We start from the raw sequence: 16,259 nt of genomic DNA, 5'->3' as shown, positions 1-16,259 counted from the left end.
CGGATGTTGCCCGCGCTCAACGACCACAACCGGGCGTTCTGGACGGCAGGAGCAGACGGACGGCTGCTGATCCCCTTCTGCGTGCCGTGTGGCGTATGGGTGAATCCGTCGGCCGCCGACTGTCCCGACTGCGACGGCGTGCTGGAGGCCCGCCCGGTGTCCGGCCGCGGGACGGTGTTCACCTACACCGTCAACCATCAGCCGTTCAACCCGGACGTACCCGTGCCGTACGTGATTGCGATCGTCGAGTTGGACGAGCAGCACGATCTACGCATCGCATCGAACATCGTTGACTGCGAACCGGACTCGGTTCGCATCGGTCTCCCCGTCGAAGTGCGCTTCGAACGGCAGGAGGTGGGCGCCGAGACCGTGTACGTGCCGGTGTTCGCGCCGAGGGACTGACTATGCGCTGTGCCAACCTCCGCGCGACAATGTCGCGCACCTTCGTGGCCGCCGCGTAGTAGTTGAGCGACAATGTCGCCACGAGGTTGGCAACTACGGCATTCTGCCCGGCGGGCCGGCAGGCTAGGCCGGGTGCCGCGGCCGGGCGCGTGTGTCAGGCTGATGCGGCCAGCGACTTGCGGTCTTCATCGGCGAACGTGTCCTCCAACTGCACCGGCGAATAGTCGATATCGATCTCGGCGAGGTCCCGCCCGCGCGCGCTGCTGATAGTTCCCAGCCGACGCATTCCCTTGTCAGACGCGTACGCCGCGAACTCGTCCATGGTGAGGCCGAAGGGGATCTCGTCGTAAAGAGCGAAGGCGTCGTCGTTGTTTTTCAGTGCCAGCGGGATGAGTTCGTTCATCTGGTTCTCGAACACCGTCCAGTTCGCGTCGTCGGCGGCGACGTGGCGCCGGCACGTGAACGTGCCCCACGCCATGTGGCGGCGCTCGTCATCGCCGATGCGGCGCACCAACTCCTGCATCCCCGGCAGAATGTTGTTGTCCACGCAAATGCGGTGCCACGCATAGTATCCCGTTAACGCCATCATGCCTTCGATGATGTGGTTGTAGGTCGCCGAGGCGCGAACTTGAGCCGCGGGTGAGGGATCGGACGCCAGCGCGTTGAGTGACTTCGGCAGCTCTTCGTAGAACATCTGCCGGTACGCGGGCAGGCCGTCCAGGTAGTGCTGCAGGTCGTCGGTCATCCCGACCGCGTCGAGCCACATGCGGAATACCTGCGTGTGCTTGGCCTCTTCGAACGCGAACTGTGTCAGATACATCTCGTCGCCGAGGCGGCCCTCGGCGCGCATGGCCGCCATGAAGGGCTGGATGTCCTGGGTGACCGCCTCCTCCCCGGCGATGAACTGGGCGCACAGTCGGGTCGCCCAGTCCCGTTCGAGCTCCGACAACCCCTCCCAGTCCTCGCGGTCACGCGAGAAATCGATATCGGCGGGATCCCAGAACTTGGCGTTTCCCCCAGCGAACAGCTTCAACGGCAAGCTGTCCCAGTTGAGCCCCCCGGCGGCGAGTGAATCAGAGCGGTTCCTGGTCATGGGATGACTCTAGTGTGACTGCGGTCACAGTCAACCAAGCGGTTGGGAGCTCGCCAAAACAGGCTTCTGACCAGCGACGATGAGCTCACCCGGACCACGGTGACCTATTCCGCCTGTGTTCGCGCGTGTGCACGCCATTTTCGGTAGCCCTGGTGAGTGGCGAACGCGCCGACGACGGCGGTGACGCACCAGACCGCGATCGCGGCGTACGCCAGCGGCGAGGACAGGTCGCCGATCGACGCTCCCAGTGCGGTGTAGACGAACGCTCGCGGCACCGATCCGATGAACGCGCCAACGGCCATCTGCCACACCGGAACCCCGAACGCGCCGAACGCATAGGACGCGAGCGCATCCGAGACGCCGGGGATGAACCGCTGCCCGACCACTGCCCACAGCCCGCGTCGCTCGATCAGCCCATCGATCCGGTCGGCTCGGTCGGCACCCAGCAGTGCTCGTGCGCTGTTGCGTCCCGCGCGCCTGCCGATCAGGCTGGCGACGACGGCTGTTCCCACCGTCGCGCCCAGCGTCACGAACAGTCCGAGCACAGGCCCGAACAGCACGCCGCTGCCGGCCGCGAGGATCGGCCCCGGCACGAACAGGGCTCCCAGCAGAGCCGACACCACGACGTAGACGACGGGTGCGACGGGCCCCGTGGCGGCGACGGCCTCACGAATCGCCTCGACGTCGACGACCCTGGCCACCGCGACGAGGTAGAACAGGCCGAGCAGAAACGCCACGACCACCGCAAGCCGCAGGACATGGCGCCAGCGCGACGTGGGTTCGGGCTCGTCAATCTCGGACATGTTGCCTGCGATTGTGCCCGGCTACCGCCTTTCCAGAGCGGGCAGCACCTCGTCGGTCAGCAGATGCACCGATTTCCACGCCTCGTCGATCGGCATCGCGCCGACGAGCGGGTGCAGGACGATGTGGTCGTCGGGGTTCTCTTTCACGTCGGCGATCAGCTCGTTGGGCGACATGAAGCGATACCGGCCCGCCGCTTTCACGTCGTCGAGGGTCTCGATGGTCTCGGTACCGTGCATGAACGAGTGCACCTGACCGCCGCTCCATCCTGAGTAGACGCGCGCTTCCCAGAGGTAGTGCTCGCCGAGTTCCGCCCAGGCCCGGTCCGGATCCTCGTGCAGGAAGACCATGCCGCGACTGCGCGCTGGCGGCATCACGACGATCGGTCGGTGTCCGGCCTCTGCGCACAGTTCCCGGTAGTAGTCGGCGAGTTCGGGGAGATGGCTGGGCAGGTTCAGCGGCAAACCGTAGCGGGCGGCCCGCCTCGCGGTGGCGCGGACACTGCCTCCGACGAACACCGTCGGGTGTGGGCGGGTCAGCGGGCCGGGGCTGAAGTCCGGCGACGACCACAGCGACAGCAGCGCCTCGAGGAGCTCGTCCATCAGACGGCCACGGTCCTCGAAAGGCGTTGCGAACATTTCATATTCGACGGGGCGGTACCCCAGCCCCAGCGTGACGATGAGCCGTCCGTTGCCGATCGTGTCGGCCAGCGCGATGTCCTCGGCGAGCCGCGCCGGGTGCCACAGCGGACCCAGCGCACAGTCGACGCTGGCGACGAGGCGTTCGGTGCGGGACAGCAGGACCGCCGCGGTCATGATCGGGTTGCAACTCCAGCCGTGCCCGCTCTGGTGATGCTCGTCGAAGCTGACGGCGCTCACGCCGCGGGTTTCCGACCACGCGCTGAGCTCCATCGCCGCCTGTATGCGGTCCCGGCGTGTGGCCGGTTCATCCTGCGGTGCAGCGAAATTGAACCGCAAGATGGCCATCGTCATGGGGGTGCCTCGTTCACTGGCTGGTGGATCCGCCGTCGACGACGAACAGCGAGCCGCTGGTATAGGAACTCTGTTCGGTACACAGAAACGCGATCGTCGATGCGATCTCGGCCGCAGTGCCTAAGCGGCCGAGCGGAATTCGGGAGAGTTCGGAGTCGATGATCTCGGGCACCGTCTGGGCCAGCTCGGTCATCGGGGTGTCGATCACGCCGGGCACCACCGCGTTGACGCGGACGCCGCGCGGTGCCCACTTCACCGCGAGATTGTGCGTGAGGCTCGCGATGCCGGCCTTGGCCGCGCCGTAACCGGGCACCATGGTGACCGCTCGCAGTGCCGACAACGACGACAGGAAGACGACGCTGGCGCCGCCCTGGGCCGTCGACGCCGCGAGCGCCTTGCGAAGTCCGACGGTCAGGCGGTACGGGGCGGTGAGGTTGAGCGCCACCGATGCCTCGAACCCGTCGGGTTCGGCCTCGTTGAGCCCACCGGGGAAGTTCGCGCCGGCATTGTTCACCAGTACGTCGAGTGTGCTTGTGGCGGCGACGAGTTCGTCGATCGAGTTCGTATCGGTGAGGACGAGTTGGCGATACGTCATTCCGGTCAGGTCGGTGCCGTAGTCGCCTGCGCTCGCCTTGGTGCCGGTGACGGTGACGCTGGCGCCGGCGTCGCGGAAGAGCGTGGCCGTCGCGTGCCCGATGCCACTCGTTCCGCCGGTGACCAGAGCCGCGGTGCCGGTGAAGTCGAAGGTCGCACGCGCGGTCATGAATACTCTCCGATCTTCTTGGTCAGCCAGGCGGATTCCCAGAAGTTGGTGCTGGCGGCGAGCAGTTGCTGATGTGCCGACTTGAGCACCGCTCGTGCACCGGCGTGGTCCGGGTCGGCGTTGACGACCACTTCGGCGAGATGGATCGCGTGCACGGGGCGCTCCGCCGCGAGGTGTGCCTCCGCCCGCTCCACGATCCGGTCGACACCAGCCAGCTCGACGAAGTCGGCGTTGAGCTCGTCGGGGCCGACGGCGTAGAGCTCGGTGGTGGAGCGGTGATGGAACCATCCGGAGTAGTTCTCCCAGATGGCCCGCACGTCCCAGGAGGCCTTGCCGTAGCCCTGACCGACCTCGAGCTCGGCGGGCAGCGTGATCTCACGCATCAGCGTGAAAACGTCCTTGCCCGCGTTCATGCCCTCCACCGTTCGGTCGTGCAGGTAGGCGATCGCGTCGCGCAGGCGGGTCAACTCGGCGTGGATGCGGTCGGCGCCGCGAATCGGATCGAAGTGCCCGGTGATGAGGACCTCGGGCCGCAGATCGCGGACCCGTTCGATCGAGGCGATCGTCGTCAGCGCGTCGCGATACCGGTCGCCGCGCATGGTGACGAAGTTCGGGATGTGGCCGAACGCCGGACCGAAGGTGTTGCCGCACAGGCACACCCGCTCGTCGGGCAGCCAGACGACCATTGAGTCGGTCGTCTCACCGCCGGGCGTGGCCAGCAGTTCGAGGGTGCGGCCGCCCACGGTCAACACGAGGGAGTCGTCCACCTCGATATCGGCGGTGGGGGCGGCCTGGGGCGGAATCCGTTTCCCGAAGCGCTGCTGGATGGCCGCGATGCCGTGCGCGAGTCTGTCGGAGAATGCGAACGCGCTGTTGTTGGCGCGGTAGGCGAGCAGGCGTTCGTTGTCGTCGCGCCAGTGGCGCCAGTTGGCTTGGGCGACCACCTGGGTCTGCGGATCGCGCATCGTGTCGAGGCCGCCGACGTGGTCGTAGTGGCCCTGAGTGACGATGATGTACCGGATGGGGGAGGAGTCGACGGCGTCGAAATTGGCGCGGTGGACCGCGCTTTCGAATCCCATGCCGGTGTTGACGACGACGCGCCCATCAGTAGTGGTCAGCAGATAGGCGTTCGACAGTCCCGGCGAGCACCAGATGCCCGGGGCGACCTTCTCGGCGTGCTCGGCCGTCGCCGGGGCGAGTGCGTCAGCGCCCGGGCGGCTTCGGTAGATCGGCTCCTCGCTCACCTAGTGTCCTTCGGGCCGCACGTCGAACCGTTCGAAATAGAAGGCGAATTGCGAGCGTAGTTCGTCGGGCGACACCCCGAAGTGCCTTTGCAGCTCATAGCGCACCGCGCCGTGCTTACCGCGCGGGTTGCTGTCGAGATACTTCTGGAACGCCTTGCGGACCTTGCCGGTCAGCTCGACGCCGGCGCGCGCATAGAGGTCGTCGAGCAGGTCGAATTCGTGGCCGTTGAGATGGTGGAAGCTTATATCCACACTGCGGTCGGCGGGCACCAGGGCGCGGTCTCGCACGCAAGCACGCAGCAGCCGCTCGACACGGTCGGCCCAGTAGTCGAGCAGCCACTGCGGTTCGATGCTGCGCCGGCGCAGCCGGTCGGAGTAGGCCATCATCGTGATCGCGGACTGGATCACGGCGACGGGGTCGCGGTGGGTGAAGGCCACGGTGGCGTCAGGAAATGTCGTCATCAGTGGGCCGAGCTGCTCGCAGTGTTGCGGTGACTTCAGTACCCATGTGCGGGGCCCGCGCAAGAACGTCAACGCTTGCAGCACCTTTTTCAGGTACGCATAGTGACGCGTCTGGTCCAGGCCGAGGTAGAGGTCCCGCCAGCCGGGCACCCGCGCGTGCCATTCCAGCACGTACGCGGCGAAGTCCAGGTCGAGGATCTCCACTTCTTCCTCGATCGCCTCGGGGAAGCGGTCGTGCATGGCCGCGGTCGCCGGGGCGCTGACCATCATTGCGTCGTGCTCGTTCTTCGCGCGGGTGTACCGGGGGTCGACGCCATGGACGTCGGGTCCGTGGCCTGGAATCGGCAGTGGCTCTTGACTTTCCCAGTAGGGCAGCGCGCGGCGACGAGGATCGGCGGCCAGCAGGTTGACCAGGTGTGTCGTTCCCGAGCGCGGCATCCCGACCACGATGAACGGCTTCTCGACGGGGATCGACTCGATCTCGGGGTAGCGGTTGAGCAGTTCGGTCAGCGACAACCTGTTGCGTAGGAGCCGCACGATGCGTTGCCGCAGTGTCCCGCGGATCAGCTGCGTCAGGCCGTCGTCACCCTCGATGGCGTCGACGTAGCCGGTGATGCGGTCCCAGAATCCGTCATCGGCCGCGAAGTCGTCGACACCGGCTTCGGCGATCGCCTCGGCGACCATCGGTTCGACGGCGAGGTCGACGGTGCGGCTCTCGGTGTGCTCGAGAATCTGCTGCTGAACGTCGGTCAGCTGGGGTGCGGTCAGATCGTCGAAACGGAGTTCGCCGCTGGCCATCACCGGTCCTCGCATCGTCATTGCGTGCGTCGAATATTCGACATACCGTTCGATATTGTGACGCTGAACGTAGACGCCGGCAGCGTGGGCCGTCAAGTGCCGTCCCCGCCGACCGAACGCGTCGTCGCGGTGATGCACCTGTTGGCGTCCGACCCTGAGCGCAGCTTCTCGCTCACGGACATCGCCCGCAGCCTCGGCATCAGCCGCGCCACGTGTCACGCCATCCTGGCGACCCTCGCGCAGCACCGCTGGGTGATACGTCACGAACCGTCGGCGACCTACTCGTGGGGCCCGGCCATCGGTGCGCTGGCCCGGCCGACGCGTGACCAGCAGTTCCGCCCCCTGCTGTACGACCTGTCGAAAACCCTTGGGACGCAGGTCTTCCTGGCGCGGCGCGAGGGTCCGACTCTGGTGGTGACGGATTCGGTCGGGGAATCGCTCGCGGCCCCGCCCATCACCGCGGGCCTACGCCTGCCGCTGGTGGCCCCGTTCGGGCGCGACTATGTGGCCTGGGCCGGCGAACAGGCCATCAAGGCGTGGCTCGCCGGCATCGGTGAGCCCTCGACCCGGTTGCGCCGTCGACTCACCGCTGTGCTGACGCAGGTGCGTGAGCGCGGATTCGTCATCGAACGGCTCAGCCGCGAGTACCTCCGCGTCTACGCCGCGCTGCGCGCGCTGGCCGCCGACGGCGAACCCGACGAGATCACCGCACGACTGGCCGGGGCCTTCGCCGATCTGGTCCTGGTCGACTGCCTGCCGGACGAACTGACCGGCGGCGCCGACCATCCGATCGCCACCATCTCCGCGCCGGTCAGGGACGCCGACGGCGTGGTGTCGATGTCGGTCACCGCGGCGCCGCTGCGCAGCCTGACGGCCGACGAGATCGCCGATATCGGGTCCGCGGTCCGTGATGTCGCCCACCGGATCGAGGAGACCGGCTAAACACGCGTTTGGACTGTGCCTTCTTTGTCAACGCTTGCGCGGTGAGCTGCGAACGGCCATGGAGGGAAAGATGACGTCGACGGCAGAGACGCGCGCCGGTGAAGGCGACGCGGGGACCGAGGGCAAACTCAGGCGAAAGATCACCGGGCCGCTGCTGTTCGCGTTCATCCTCGGCGATGTGCTCGGCGCAGGCATCTATGCGTTGATGGGCGTGCTGTCCGGCGATGTCGGCGGGATGCTGTGGGCGCCGTTGGTCGTGGCGCTGCTGCTGGCCCTGCTCACGGCCGGGTCCTATGCCGAACTCGTCACCAAGTACCCCAAGGCGGGCGGCGCCGCCGTCTTCGCCGAGCGCGCGTATCGACAGCCCGTGGTCTCGTTTCTGGTCGGCTTCTGCATGCTCGCCGCGGGCATCACCAGTGCGGCCGGGCTTGCCCTTGCGTTTGCGGGCGATTACCTCGCCACGTTCATCGACATTCCGGCGGTGCCCGCTGCGATCGCGTTCCTGGCACTCGTCGCATGCCTCAACGCGCGCGGCATCAGCGAATCGGTCAAGACCAACGTCGTGATGACGGTCATCGAACTGACGGGGTTGCTCATCGTCATCATCGCGGTGTCGGTCATGGTGGGCGGCGGTCGTGGCGAGGTCGGCCGCGCCATGGAGCTGCCTGACGGCGCGACGCCCGCGCTGGCGATCCTGGCCGGCGCGATCGTCGCGTATTACTCGTTCGTCGGTTTCGAGACGTCGGCCAATGTCGCCGAGGAGATCCGCAATCCGAGCAAGGTGTATCCGACCGCGCTCTTCGGCGCGCTCATCACCGCGGGTGTGCTGTACGCGCTGGTGGGAATCGCCAGTGCCATCGCCTTGCCGTCGAGCGAGCTGTCGGAGTCGTCGGGGCCGCTGCTGGCCGTCGTCGCCGCGGCCGGCGTGGGAGTGCCGGACTGGCTGTTCAGTGCCATCGCGCTCGTCGCCGTGGCCAACGGCGCGCTGCTGACCATGATCATGTCGAGTCGCCTCGCCTACGGCATGGCCGAGCACGGTCTGCTTCCCGGCGTGCTGAGTCACGTGCTGCCCCAGCGGCGGACGCCGTGGGTGGCGATCGTGGCGACGACGGCGGTGGCCATGCTGCTCACGTTGGTCGGCGACCTGTCGACGCTTGCCGAGACCGTCGTCCTGCTGCTGCTGATCGTGTTCATCTCGACGAACGTCGCCGTGCTGGTGCTGCGCCGCGACACCGTGGCGCACCCCCACTTCCGGGTGTGGACCGCGGTACCGGTGCTCGGCGTGGCGTCCTGCGTGCTGCTGCTCACCCAACAGACGGCGCAGGTCTGGCTGTTCGCCGCCATCCTGTTGGCGGTGGGTGCGGTGCTCTACTTTTCGGCGCGCGCGGCAACGCGCCGCACGGCCGCAAAGTCGCCCGCCGACTAGGGGGAGCGGCTAATGTCCGTCGCCATGACCGGTGGCGGATCGGTACCGCGCATTGATGACTGGAACCGGCTCCTCGACGGTCGGGTCGCGGTGGTGACAGGCGGCGGCGACGGTATCGGAGCGGGTATCGCCCGGCTGTTCGCTCAACACGGAGCGCTCGTCGAGGTCGCCGAGATCGACCGGGAACGTGCCGACCGCATCCACGACGAAGTGACCAGTGCGGGCGGATCGATCCGGTGTCATATCGTCGACGTCACCGTCGACGAGGACGTCGCCCGTCTAGCCGACGCCGTACTGGACGCACACGGGCGCGTCGACGTGTTGGTCAACAACGTCGGTGACTACCGACCCCTGGTGCCGTTCCGCCGTTCGACACCGGAGTCCTGGCAGCACCAGTACGACATCAACCTGCGCCACGTCTTCGCGGTCACGCGGGCATTCGTCCCGGCGATGGTCGAGGCGCACCGCGGCAGCATCGTCACGATCCATTCGGTCGAGGGCATGCGGGGGTTTCCCATGGACCCGGTGTACGGCGCGATGAAGGCGGCGGCGGCGCACTTCACCACCTGTCTGGCGGTGGATCTGGGTCGACATGGCATCCGGGTCAACGGCATCGGCACCGACCTCACGCAGACGCCGCAGGTCGACTATCTGACCGGCTATGAGGACGTCCGCGAGTTGTGGGCTTCCTGGGCGCCTGTCGGCCGAGTGGGTTGGCCCGAGGATCAGGCCCGTGTCGCACTGTTTCTGGCATCGGATCAGTCGGCGTTCGTCACCGGCCACAACATCCCCGTCGACGGCGGCACCAAAGCCGGTGGCGGATGGCTGTTTTCGCCGCGTGAAGGCCGCTTCGTCAACAGATCGAGGAACCTGTGATCGCTGCCGATGAGACCGTCGACGTCCTGGTCGCTGGCAGCGCAGGCGCGCTCGCCGGCGCGTACACCGCTGCCCGCGAAGGGCTTTCGGTGGCGATCGTCGAGGCGACCGACCAGTTCGGCGGTACATTCGCCTACTCCGGCGGCGGTGGAATGTGGTACCCCTGCAATCCCGTCCTCGTCCGGGCGGGCGCCGACGACACGATCAAGGACGCGCTGCGCTACTACCGCAGCGTGGTGGGTGACCGCACGCCGGCCGAGTTGCAGGAGACGTACGTGCGCGGCGGTGCGCAGCTGATCGAATATCTCGAAGCCGACGAACACTTCGCGTTCAAGATCCTGCCGTGGCCGGACTACTACAGCTCGGTCCCCGGCGCGCGCCACGACGGTATGCGCCACACCGTTTCGAAGTCGGTGCCCGACGAAAGACTCGGACGCTTCCGCGGAAAGGTCCGCGGCCCCTTGGACCATGAACGCCTCGGTACCACGCAACCCGAGCTGCTCACCGGTGGCCGTGCCGTCGTGGGCCGCTTTCTCTGGGCGATGGCCGACAACCCCGACGTCGCCGCCTACCTGAACACCAGTCTTGTCGAGTTGACCGTCGGCGGTGGTCGGGTCACCGGTGGGGTGGTCGAGTGCGACGGTGACCGGCGAACGATCAGGGCGAGGCGGGGAGTGCTGCTCGCCGCGGGCGGATTCGAGCAGAACGCCGAGATGCGCGCCGAATACGGTGTTCCGGGAACGGTATCCGGCACGATGGGCTCACCCGGCAACACCGGGCTGGCGCACAAGGCCGCGATCGCCGTCGGTGCGAGCACCGACCTGATGGACCAGGCCTGGTGGTCGCCCGGGCTGATACATCCCGACGGTCGTGCGGTTTTCGCGCTGTGCTTCACCGGCGGCATCTTCGTCGACAAGGCGGGCCGGCGGTTCGTCAACGAATCGGCGGCCTACGACCGGCTGGGGCGGGAGATCCTGGCCGCGATACAGGCGGGCACCGTCGGCGCGCCGTACTGGATGGTCTATGACAGCCGCGCCGGTGAACAGCCACCGGTGATGGCGACCAACGTCTCCTTCTCACCGACAAGCGCCTACGAGTCCGCCGGGCTATGGGTACACGCCGATACTTTGGAAGAACTTGCTCGCAAGATCGACGTGCCCGCAGCGAATCTCGTCGAAACCGTGCTCCGGTTCAACGAACTCGCGGCGCGTGGTGACGACGAGGACTTCGGGCGTGGTCGGGAGTCGTTCGACCGGGCGTTCACCGGCGGGGCGTCACCGCTGGTGCCCATCGACGCGCCGCCGTTCCGCGCTGCGGCGTTCGGGACGTCGGATCTCGGCACCAAGGGCGGACTGCGGACGGATGTCGATGCGCGGGTGCTGGACACCGAGGGCCGGCCGATCCCCGGCCTTTATGCGGCGGGGAACACCATGGCCGCGGTGTCCGGTGAGACGTATCCCGGTGGTGGCAACCCGATCGGCGCGTCGCTGTTGTTCAGTCACCGCGCGGCGCTGCACATGGCGCGTGAGGAATCGGGCGAATGACGGCTGGCGTACTGACTGGCAAGGTCGCCGTGGTCACCGGACCAGTCGAGGCGTCGGAGTAGGTAACGCGCATGAACTGCCGCGTGCCGGCGCGACGGTCGTCGGGTGTTCGCGGTCCGACTTGGATGCGCTGCCGGGGACGGCCGACAATCCGGAGTGGGCATCGCGTTCTGCTCAATTGGTGTGCGATCAAGGCGATCTCCATTCGATCGACGCGTTCATCGGCGAGGTCGTGAATGCGCACGGGCGGATCGACATCCGGCCGAAGATCCGGGTGAACTGTATTGCGTTGGGGCCCACGATCACCGAGAACTTCCGATCGTTCGTGCTGCCGAAGAATGATCCGACCGGCAGCAAGTATTTCGACACAGTGCCGATGAAGCGCGGCGGGGAACAGGAGGAGGTCGGCCGCGTCTGTGTGTTCCTAGCGTCGGGTCCGGCGGATTTCGTCAACGGCACGACGATCGAAGCCGACGGCGGGATGCTGCCAGGCGTGCTCTACGACGCCGGCCTCGAGACGATCACCGATCTGCTGTAGGACTCAGCTGAACTCGATCACACCGCGAATGTTGCGACCCTCGCGCAGATCGTCCATCGCCTGGTTGATGTCGTCGAGCTTGTAGCGGTTGGTGACGAGCTCATCGAGTTTGAGTTGTCCCGCCTCGTACATCGACAGCAGCATCGGCATGGCGTCCCGAGGATTCATCTCGCCGTAGAGCACGCCCTTGAGTGTCTTACAGGAGCTGACCATGTCGGGCAGGAGTAGGGGCACCATCATGTCGGAAATCTTGCCCATGCCGGTGAGCACACAGGTGCCACCCTTGCGTAGCAGCATCATCGCGACCAACACGAGATCGGGCGGGACCACGCCTGGCGTGAGGACCACCCGGTCGGCCATGACGCCCCAGGTGAGTTCCTTGACAAGATCAACTGCCGCCGCAGCGTCGGGCGCGGTGTGCGTGGCACCGAATGAGGGTGCGATCTCCCGCTTGAACTCGATCGGGTCCACGGCGACGACGTACTTGGCACCTGCCGCCTTGGCACCCTGCACCGCGTTCATCCCGATGCCGCCGGTGCCGATCACCACGACGGTGTCGCCGACCCGGGTGCCCGCCGCCACCGACCCCGACCCGAATCCGGTTGTCACCCCGCAGGATACGAGTGACGCGGCTTCCAGTGGGATCCAGTCGTGGATCTTGACGAGCGACCGCTCGGAGGCGACGACGTATTCGGAGAAGGTGCCGACCTGCATCATCGCCATGAGGTCCTCGTCGCCGAGGTGTCGTCGCCGGGTGCCGTCGGTGGTCATCGCCTTGTCGTAGATATCGGCGCCGACATCGCACAGATAGGTGTAGCCGGTCGCGCACCATCGGCAGTTCCCGCAGGCCGGGAAGAACGAGATCGCGACATGGTCACCGGGTTTGAGTGTATGGACTTCCGGTCCGACTTCCTCGACCACACCCGAGCCCTCATGGCCGCCGAGCATGGGAAACCACTCGGGCACGGGATGTCCCGCGGCCCGCATCATGTCCTCCATCTCCTTGCTCGGCACACTGTCGCCTGAGTGGAAGTGCTCGTCGGAATGGCAGATGCCCGCATAGGCCATCTTGACCAGCACCTCACCCGCCCGGGGTGGATCAAGCTCGACATCGGTGACTTCCCAGTCCACGCCGACACCGCGTAGGATCGCTGCCTTGGATTTCATCGAATCTCCTTGCGAATGGGCGATTATGCCGGCCAGCCGACGGTCTTGGTTTCGGTGAAGATCTCGAGACCTTCCAGCCCGCACTGGCGTCCGACGCCGGACTGCTTGTAGCCGCCGAACGGAGCGTCCGCGCCGTACCAAAGTCCACCGTTGATGCCCAGCGTTCCCGTGCGGATGCGACTCGCCACGGCTTTCGCCCGATCCAGATCGTTCGCGAACACCACGCCCGACAATCCGTAAATAGAGTCGTTGGCGATGCGCACCGCGTCGTCGTCATCGTCGAACCCGATGATCGACAACACCGGACCGAAGATCTCCTCCTGCGCGATGGTCATGCGGTTGTCCACGCCGGCGAACACCGTGGGTTCTACGAAGTAACCCTTCGGAAGGTGTTTGGGCACACCGCCGCCCGTGACCAGTTGCGCACCCTCCTGTTTGCCCTTCTCGATGTAGCCGAGCACCCGCTCCTGTTGCCGTTTGGACACCTGCGGACCCTGCAGCACAGAGGGATCGGTCGGATCGCCGTACTTGTTGTTCTCCATCGCGACCTTGGCGATTTCGACGGCCTCGGCGTAGCGGGAGTTCGGCACGAGAAGACGGGTCGGCATCGCGCAACCCTGCCCGGCGTGCATCGAGATGAACGCGCTCCCGCCGACGGTGGCCGAAATGTCCCCTTCGTCTTCGAGCACCAGATAGACCGATTTGCCACCGAGTTCGAGGAACGTCGGTTTGACCGTCTCGGCGGCCGCGGCCATGATGCGACGTCCGGTCGCGGTGGAACCGGTGAACGCCACCATGTCGACCAGTGGGGATGTCGAGAGCACCTCGCCGACAAGGTGATCGGACGACGTCACGATGTTGATGACACCGGGTGGGATGTCCGTCTGCTCGGCGATGAGCCTGCCGATGCGCGTCGCATTCCACGGTGTGTCCGGCGCCGGCTTGAGCACACATGTGTTCCCCATCGCGAGGATGGGCCCGATCTTGTTCAGGATGATCTCGAACGGGAAATTCCACGGAGTGACGACACCGACGACGCCGACCGGTTCCTTCCACACCTCGCGTGCGGCGAGTGTGCCCATCCCGAACGCGTCCTTGTCGGGAAGCTTCCGCTTCCAAGGGAACTCGGCGATCATGTCCGCAGGCCAGGTCAACGCCTCTTTGAGCGGAACGTCCAACTGCGGGCCGAAGGTCGACAGCATCGGGCAGCCGACCTCGGCGATGAGTTCGCTGCGGAACTCCTCGCGCTCGGCCTCGAGCGCCGCCTGCAGCTGCCGGAGTCCCGCTGCGCGTGCCTCACCGTCGCGTGACCAGTCGGTCTCGTCAAATGCCCGCCGCGCCGCTGCGACCGCGCGCTCCATGTCGGCACGGCTACCGTCGGTGGTGCTGCCGAGCACCTCCTCGGTCGCCGGATTGATGTTGTCGAACAGCCGACCCGTCTCGGACTCGACGAGTTTGCCGTCGATGAGCATGCGGGATTCGTGTGTCACCGTTGGCCGTCCTTCACCACTGTCGGAGTTCCTTGACCGAATCTGACGGCCGCGGAGCAAGGGTCAGATACGGGATGAAACTGCTACTGCCGCAACGGAGCACCGAGTCGACGACGTTGGTGAGATGATCAGCGTCGACCAGGCCACCCTGCATGTACCCGTTGTCCATCCAGAACCGGATGGCCTTGTCGAGGGCCTCGGGATCCCAGTTCTTGTTGAACTCGGTCTGTGAATCGCCAGGTCCGCCGAAGCAGTCGCCGACGGCGAGCCGGGTGAACCCGATACTGGGCTGTTCGATCCGCCACGCCTCGACGAGCTTGTCCAGCGCTGCCTTGCTGACGGCGTAGGCGCCGAGCAGTGGCCACGGGGTCGAGTAGGACGCGCTCAGCGACGACAGGTAGACGGCCGAACCGCTGGCCTCGGCAAGGTGCGGGGCAGCCGCGGCGGTCACCGTCGATGCGCCGGTGACGTTGGTGGCGAACAGCTGCGCCCACTGGTCGGTGCTGACGTCAGCCAGCGGAGAGAGGATGCCCATGCCGGTCGTGTACACCAGCGCGTCGAGTCCACCGAACGTCTCGACGACCTCGGATATCGCACGGGTACAGGAGTCGGCGTCGGTGACGTCGCAGACGACGGCCGCAGCGCCGTTACCCGCTTCGTCGGCCGCCTTGACGAGCCGGTCGCGGCGCCGCGCCAGGAAGGCGACCCGTGCGCCGCGTTGGGCCAGGCCGATGCCGATGCACCGACCGAGGCCGGCGGACGCACCGACCACGGCGACGCGGAGCGTGGAGTCCTCGGGCGGCATGCTTCTCCTAGGGCAGAGGTCGAGAGCGACGTTATCAGAGAGCAGAAGAACTATATGCAAAAATGTAAATCATCATTTACGCCAAGTCGTGTATACGCCATCGAACGGTTCCCGTCCTTCATGTAAACGCTATCGTCGCAAAGCTTTCCGCGGCTGCGCGGCGAAGCTGAGCAGCATGCGGTCCAGCACCTTGGCTGCGCGCTGACGGGCCTTGGCGGGTTGTCGCGAGTGTGCGACGAGTAGCGCTGCCTCTTCGAGTGCGGCGATCAGCATATGGGTGAGTTCGGCGACGGGCTGATCGTCGATGATGCCGGCGGCGATCGCCTCGCGCACCATCTCGTTGATCAGCGCGACGCTGTTCGCCTCCTCGATCGCCCGCAGCGTCTGCCAGCCCAGCACCACCGGTCCGTCGAGCAACATGATCCGCTGCACCTCGGGTTCCAGCGCGGACTCGAGAAAGCTGTGCAATCCGCGCGACAGCTTCTCCCACGCGTCGGCCCCCGGCGGCGGCGAGGCCATGGACCGCAGCGTCAGGTCCTGCTCGACCTCGGCGAAGACGGCGCGAAACAACTCCGCCTTGTCCTTGAAGTGGTGGTAGAACGCGCCGCGGGTGCCGACACCCGACGTTGTGACCAGATCGCCGATGCTGGTGTTGAAGAAGCCCTTCTCAACGAACAGTTTGCGACCGGCGTCCAGCAGGTCGCGCCGTGTCTGATCGCCACGGGCCCGGCGTTCGTCGTCGGTGCCGCCGCGCTTCGCCATTCAGGCATCGTAGCAACATTCAGCTTGTATGTTGTAACGGTCAGAGTGGCTTCAGTGCACAAGCCCGCACATGGGCATAAGCCGAATTCCCGGTGAGGGTGAAGTAACGCATCTCCAGTGTGCCGACGTTGCCGATGTCCTCACTGGATCAGGC

The 16,259-nt window shown here is 66.3% G+C and carries 15 protein-coding genes and 1 pseudogene; 6 read left to right on the top strand and 10 right to left on the bottom strand.

The window, feature by feature from the left end:
• The first annotated feature begins 3 nt into the window (after positions 1-3).
• Positions 4-402: a Zn-ribbon domain-containing OB-fold protein gene (locus G6N43_RS23435; RefSeq protein ID WP_308206483.1), complete on the top strand. Its 399-nt coding sequence runs from the start codon at positions 4-6 to the stop codon at positions 400-402.
• A 154-nt stretch (positions 403-556) separates the two neighbouring features.
• On the opposite strand, the gene G6N43_RS23430 is transcribed toward G6N43_RS23435, so the two are convergent.
• From G6N43_RS23430 to G6N43_RS23405, 6 genes are all read right to left on the bottom strand, one after another.
• Positions 557-1,495, bottom strand: a complete 939-nt coding sequence (locus G6N43_RS23430; protein WP_083149420.1) for a R2-like ligand-binding oxidase — start codon at positions 1,493-1,495, stop codon at positions 557-559.
• Positions 1,496-1,599: 104 nt separating this feature from the next.
• Positions 1,600-2,298, bottom strand: coding sequence for a TVP38/TMEM64 family protein (locus G6N43_RS23425; protein WP_083149421.1), 699 nt, complete (start codon positions 2,296-2,298; stop codon positions 1,600-1,602).
• A 21-nt stretch (positions 2,299-2,319) separates the two neighbouring features.
• Positions 2,320-3,288 (bottom strand): LLM class flavin-dependent oxidoreductase, encoded by a 969-nt coding sequence (locus tag G6N43_RS23420; protein ID WP_083149422.1) that lies wholly within the window; start codon positions 3,286-3,288, stop codon positions 2,320-2,322.
• A gap of 13 nt (positions 3,289-3,301) precedes the next feature.
• Complete coding sequence (locus G6N43_RS23415) at positions 3,302-4,051, bottom strand: SDR family NAD(P)-dependent oxidoreductase (RefSeq protein ID WP_083149423.1); 750 nt, start codon at positions 4,049-4,051, stop codon at positions 3,302-3,304.
• Complete coding sequence (locus tag G6N43_RS23410; protein ID WP_083149424.1) at positions 4,048-5,295, bottom strand: MBL fold metallo-hydrolase; 1,248 nt, start codon at positions 5,293-5,295, stop codon at positions 4,048-4,050. The genes G6N43_RS23415 and G6N43_RS23410 overlap by 4 nt, the downstream gene beginning before the upstream one ends.
• A complete protein-coding gene (locus tag G6N43_RS23405; protein ID WP_407664922.1) occupies positions 5,296-6,570 on the bottom strand; it encodes a sulfotransferase family protein in 1,275 nt (424 codons plus the stop codon).
• Positions 6,571-6,612: 42 nt separating this feature from the next.
• On the opposite strand from G6N43_RS23405, the gene G6N43_RS23400 reads away from it, so the two are divergent.
• The 5 genes and pseudogenes from G6N43_RS23400 (at position 6,613) to G6N43_RS23380 (ending at position 11,881) form a co-directional block, all read left to right on the top strand.
• A complete protein-coding gene (locus G6N43_RS23400) occupies positions 6,613-7,497 on the top strand; it encodes an IclR family transcriptional regulator (protein WP_083149425.1) in 885 nt (294 codons plus the stop codon).
• Positions 7,498-7,567: 70 nt separating this feature from the next.
• Positions 7,568-8,923: an APC family permease gene (locus G6N43_RS23395; RefSeq protein ID WP_083149509.1), complete on the top strand. Its 1,356-nt coding sequence runs from the start codon at positions 7,568-7,570 to the stop codon at positions 8,921-8,923.
• A 12-nt stretch (positions 8,924-8,935) separates the two neighbouring features.
• The gene (locus tag G6N43_RS23390; RefSeq protein WP_083149426.1) at positions 8,936-9,799 is read left to right on the top strand and encodes an SDR family NAD(P)-dependent oxidoreductase; all 864 of its coding nucleotides are present in this window, start codon (positions 8,936-8,938) and stop codon (positions 9,797-9,799) included.
• The gene (locus tag G6N43_RS23385; protein ID WP_083149427.1) at positions 9,796-11,343 is read left to right on the top strand and encodes an FAD-binding protein; all 1,548 of its coding nucleotides are present in this window, start codon (positions 9,796-9,798) and stop codon (positions 11,341-11,343) included. Before G6N43_RS23390 ends, G6N43_RS23385 begins: the two co-directional genes overlap by 4 nt.
• Positions 11,340-11,881, top strand: a pseudogene (locus tag G6N43_RS23380) (SDR family NAD(P)-dependent oxidoreductase). The gene G6N43_RS23385 and the pseudogene G6N43_RS23380 overlap by 4 nt, the downstream one beginning before the upstream one ends.
• A 3-nt stretch (positions 11,882-11,884) precedes the next feature.
• Here G6N43_RS23380 and G6N43_RS23375 read toward each other — a convergent pair.
• The 4 genes from G6N43_RS23375 to G6N43_RS23360 form a co-directional block, all read right to left on the bottom strand.
• The gene (locus tag G6N43_RS23375) at positions 11,885-13,048 is read right to left on the bottom strand and encodes an NDMA-dependent alcohol dehydrogenase (RefSeq protein WP_083149428.1); all 1,164 of its coding nucleotides are present in this window, start codon (positions 13,046-13,048) and stop codon (positions 11,885-11,887) included.
• A 23-nt stretch (positions 13,049-13,071) separates the two neighbouring features.
• Positions 13,072-14,520: an aldehyde dehydrogenase family protein gene (locus G6N43_RS23370; protein WP_083149510.1), complete on the bottom strand. Its 1,449-nt coding sequence runs from the start codon at positions 14,518-14,520 to the stop codon at positions 13,072-13,074.
• A gap of 31 nt (positions 14,521-14,551) precedes the next feature.
• Entirely contained in the window at positions 14,552-15,343 is a 792-nt protein-coding gene (locus G6N43_RS23365) for an SDR family oxidoreductase (protein ID WP_083149429.1), read from the bottom strand.
• 129 nt (positions 15,344-15,472) lie between these two features.
• Positions 15,473-16,105 carry a TetR/AcrR family transcriptional regulator gene (locus G6N43_RS23360; RefSeq protein ID WP_083149430.1) on the bottom strand — a complete coding sequence of 211 codons (633 nt, stop codon included), beginning with the start codon at positions 16,103-16,105 and terminating at the stop codon, positions 15,473-15,475.
• Between the last annotated feature and the right edge of the window lie 154 nt (positions 16,106-16,259).

It is taken from the genome of Mycolicibacterium moriokaense (assembly GCF_010726085.1).
GTDB lineage: Bacteria > Actinomycetota > Actinomycetes > Mycobacteriales > Mycobacteriaceae > Mycobacterium > Mycobacterium moriokaense.
The sequence above is the reverse complement of the archived record's forward strand: the minus strand, read 5'-3'. Positions and strand labels throughout refer to the sequence as shown.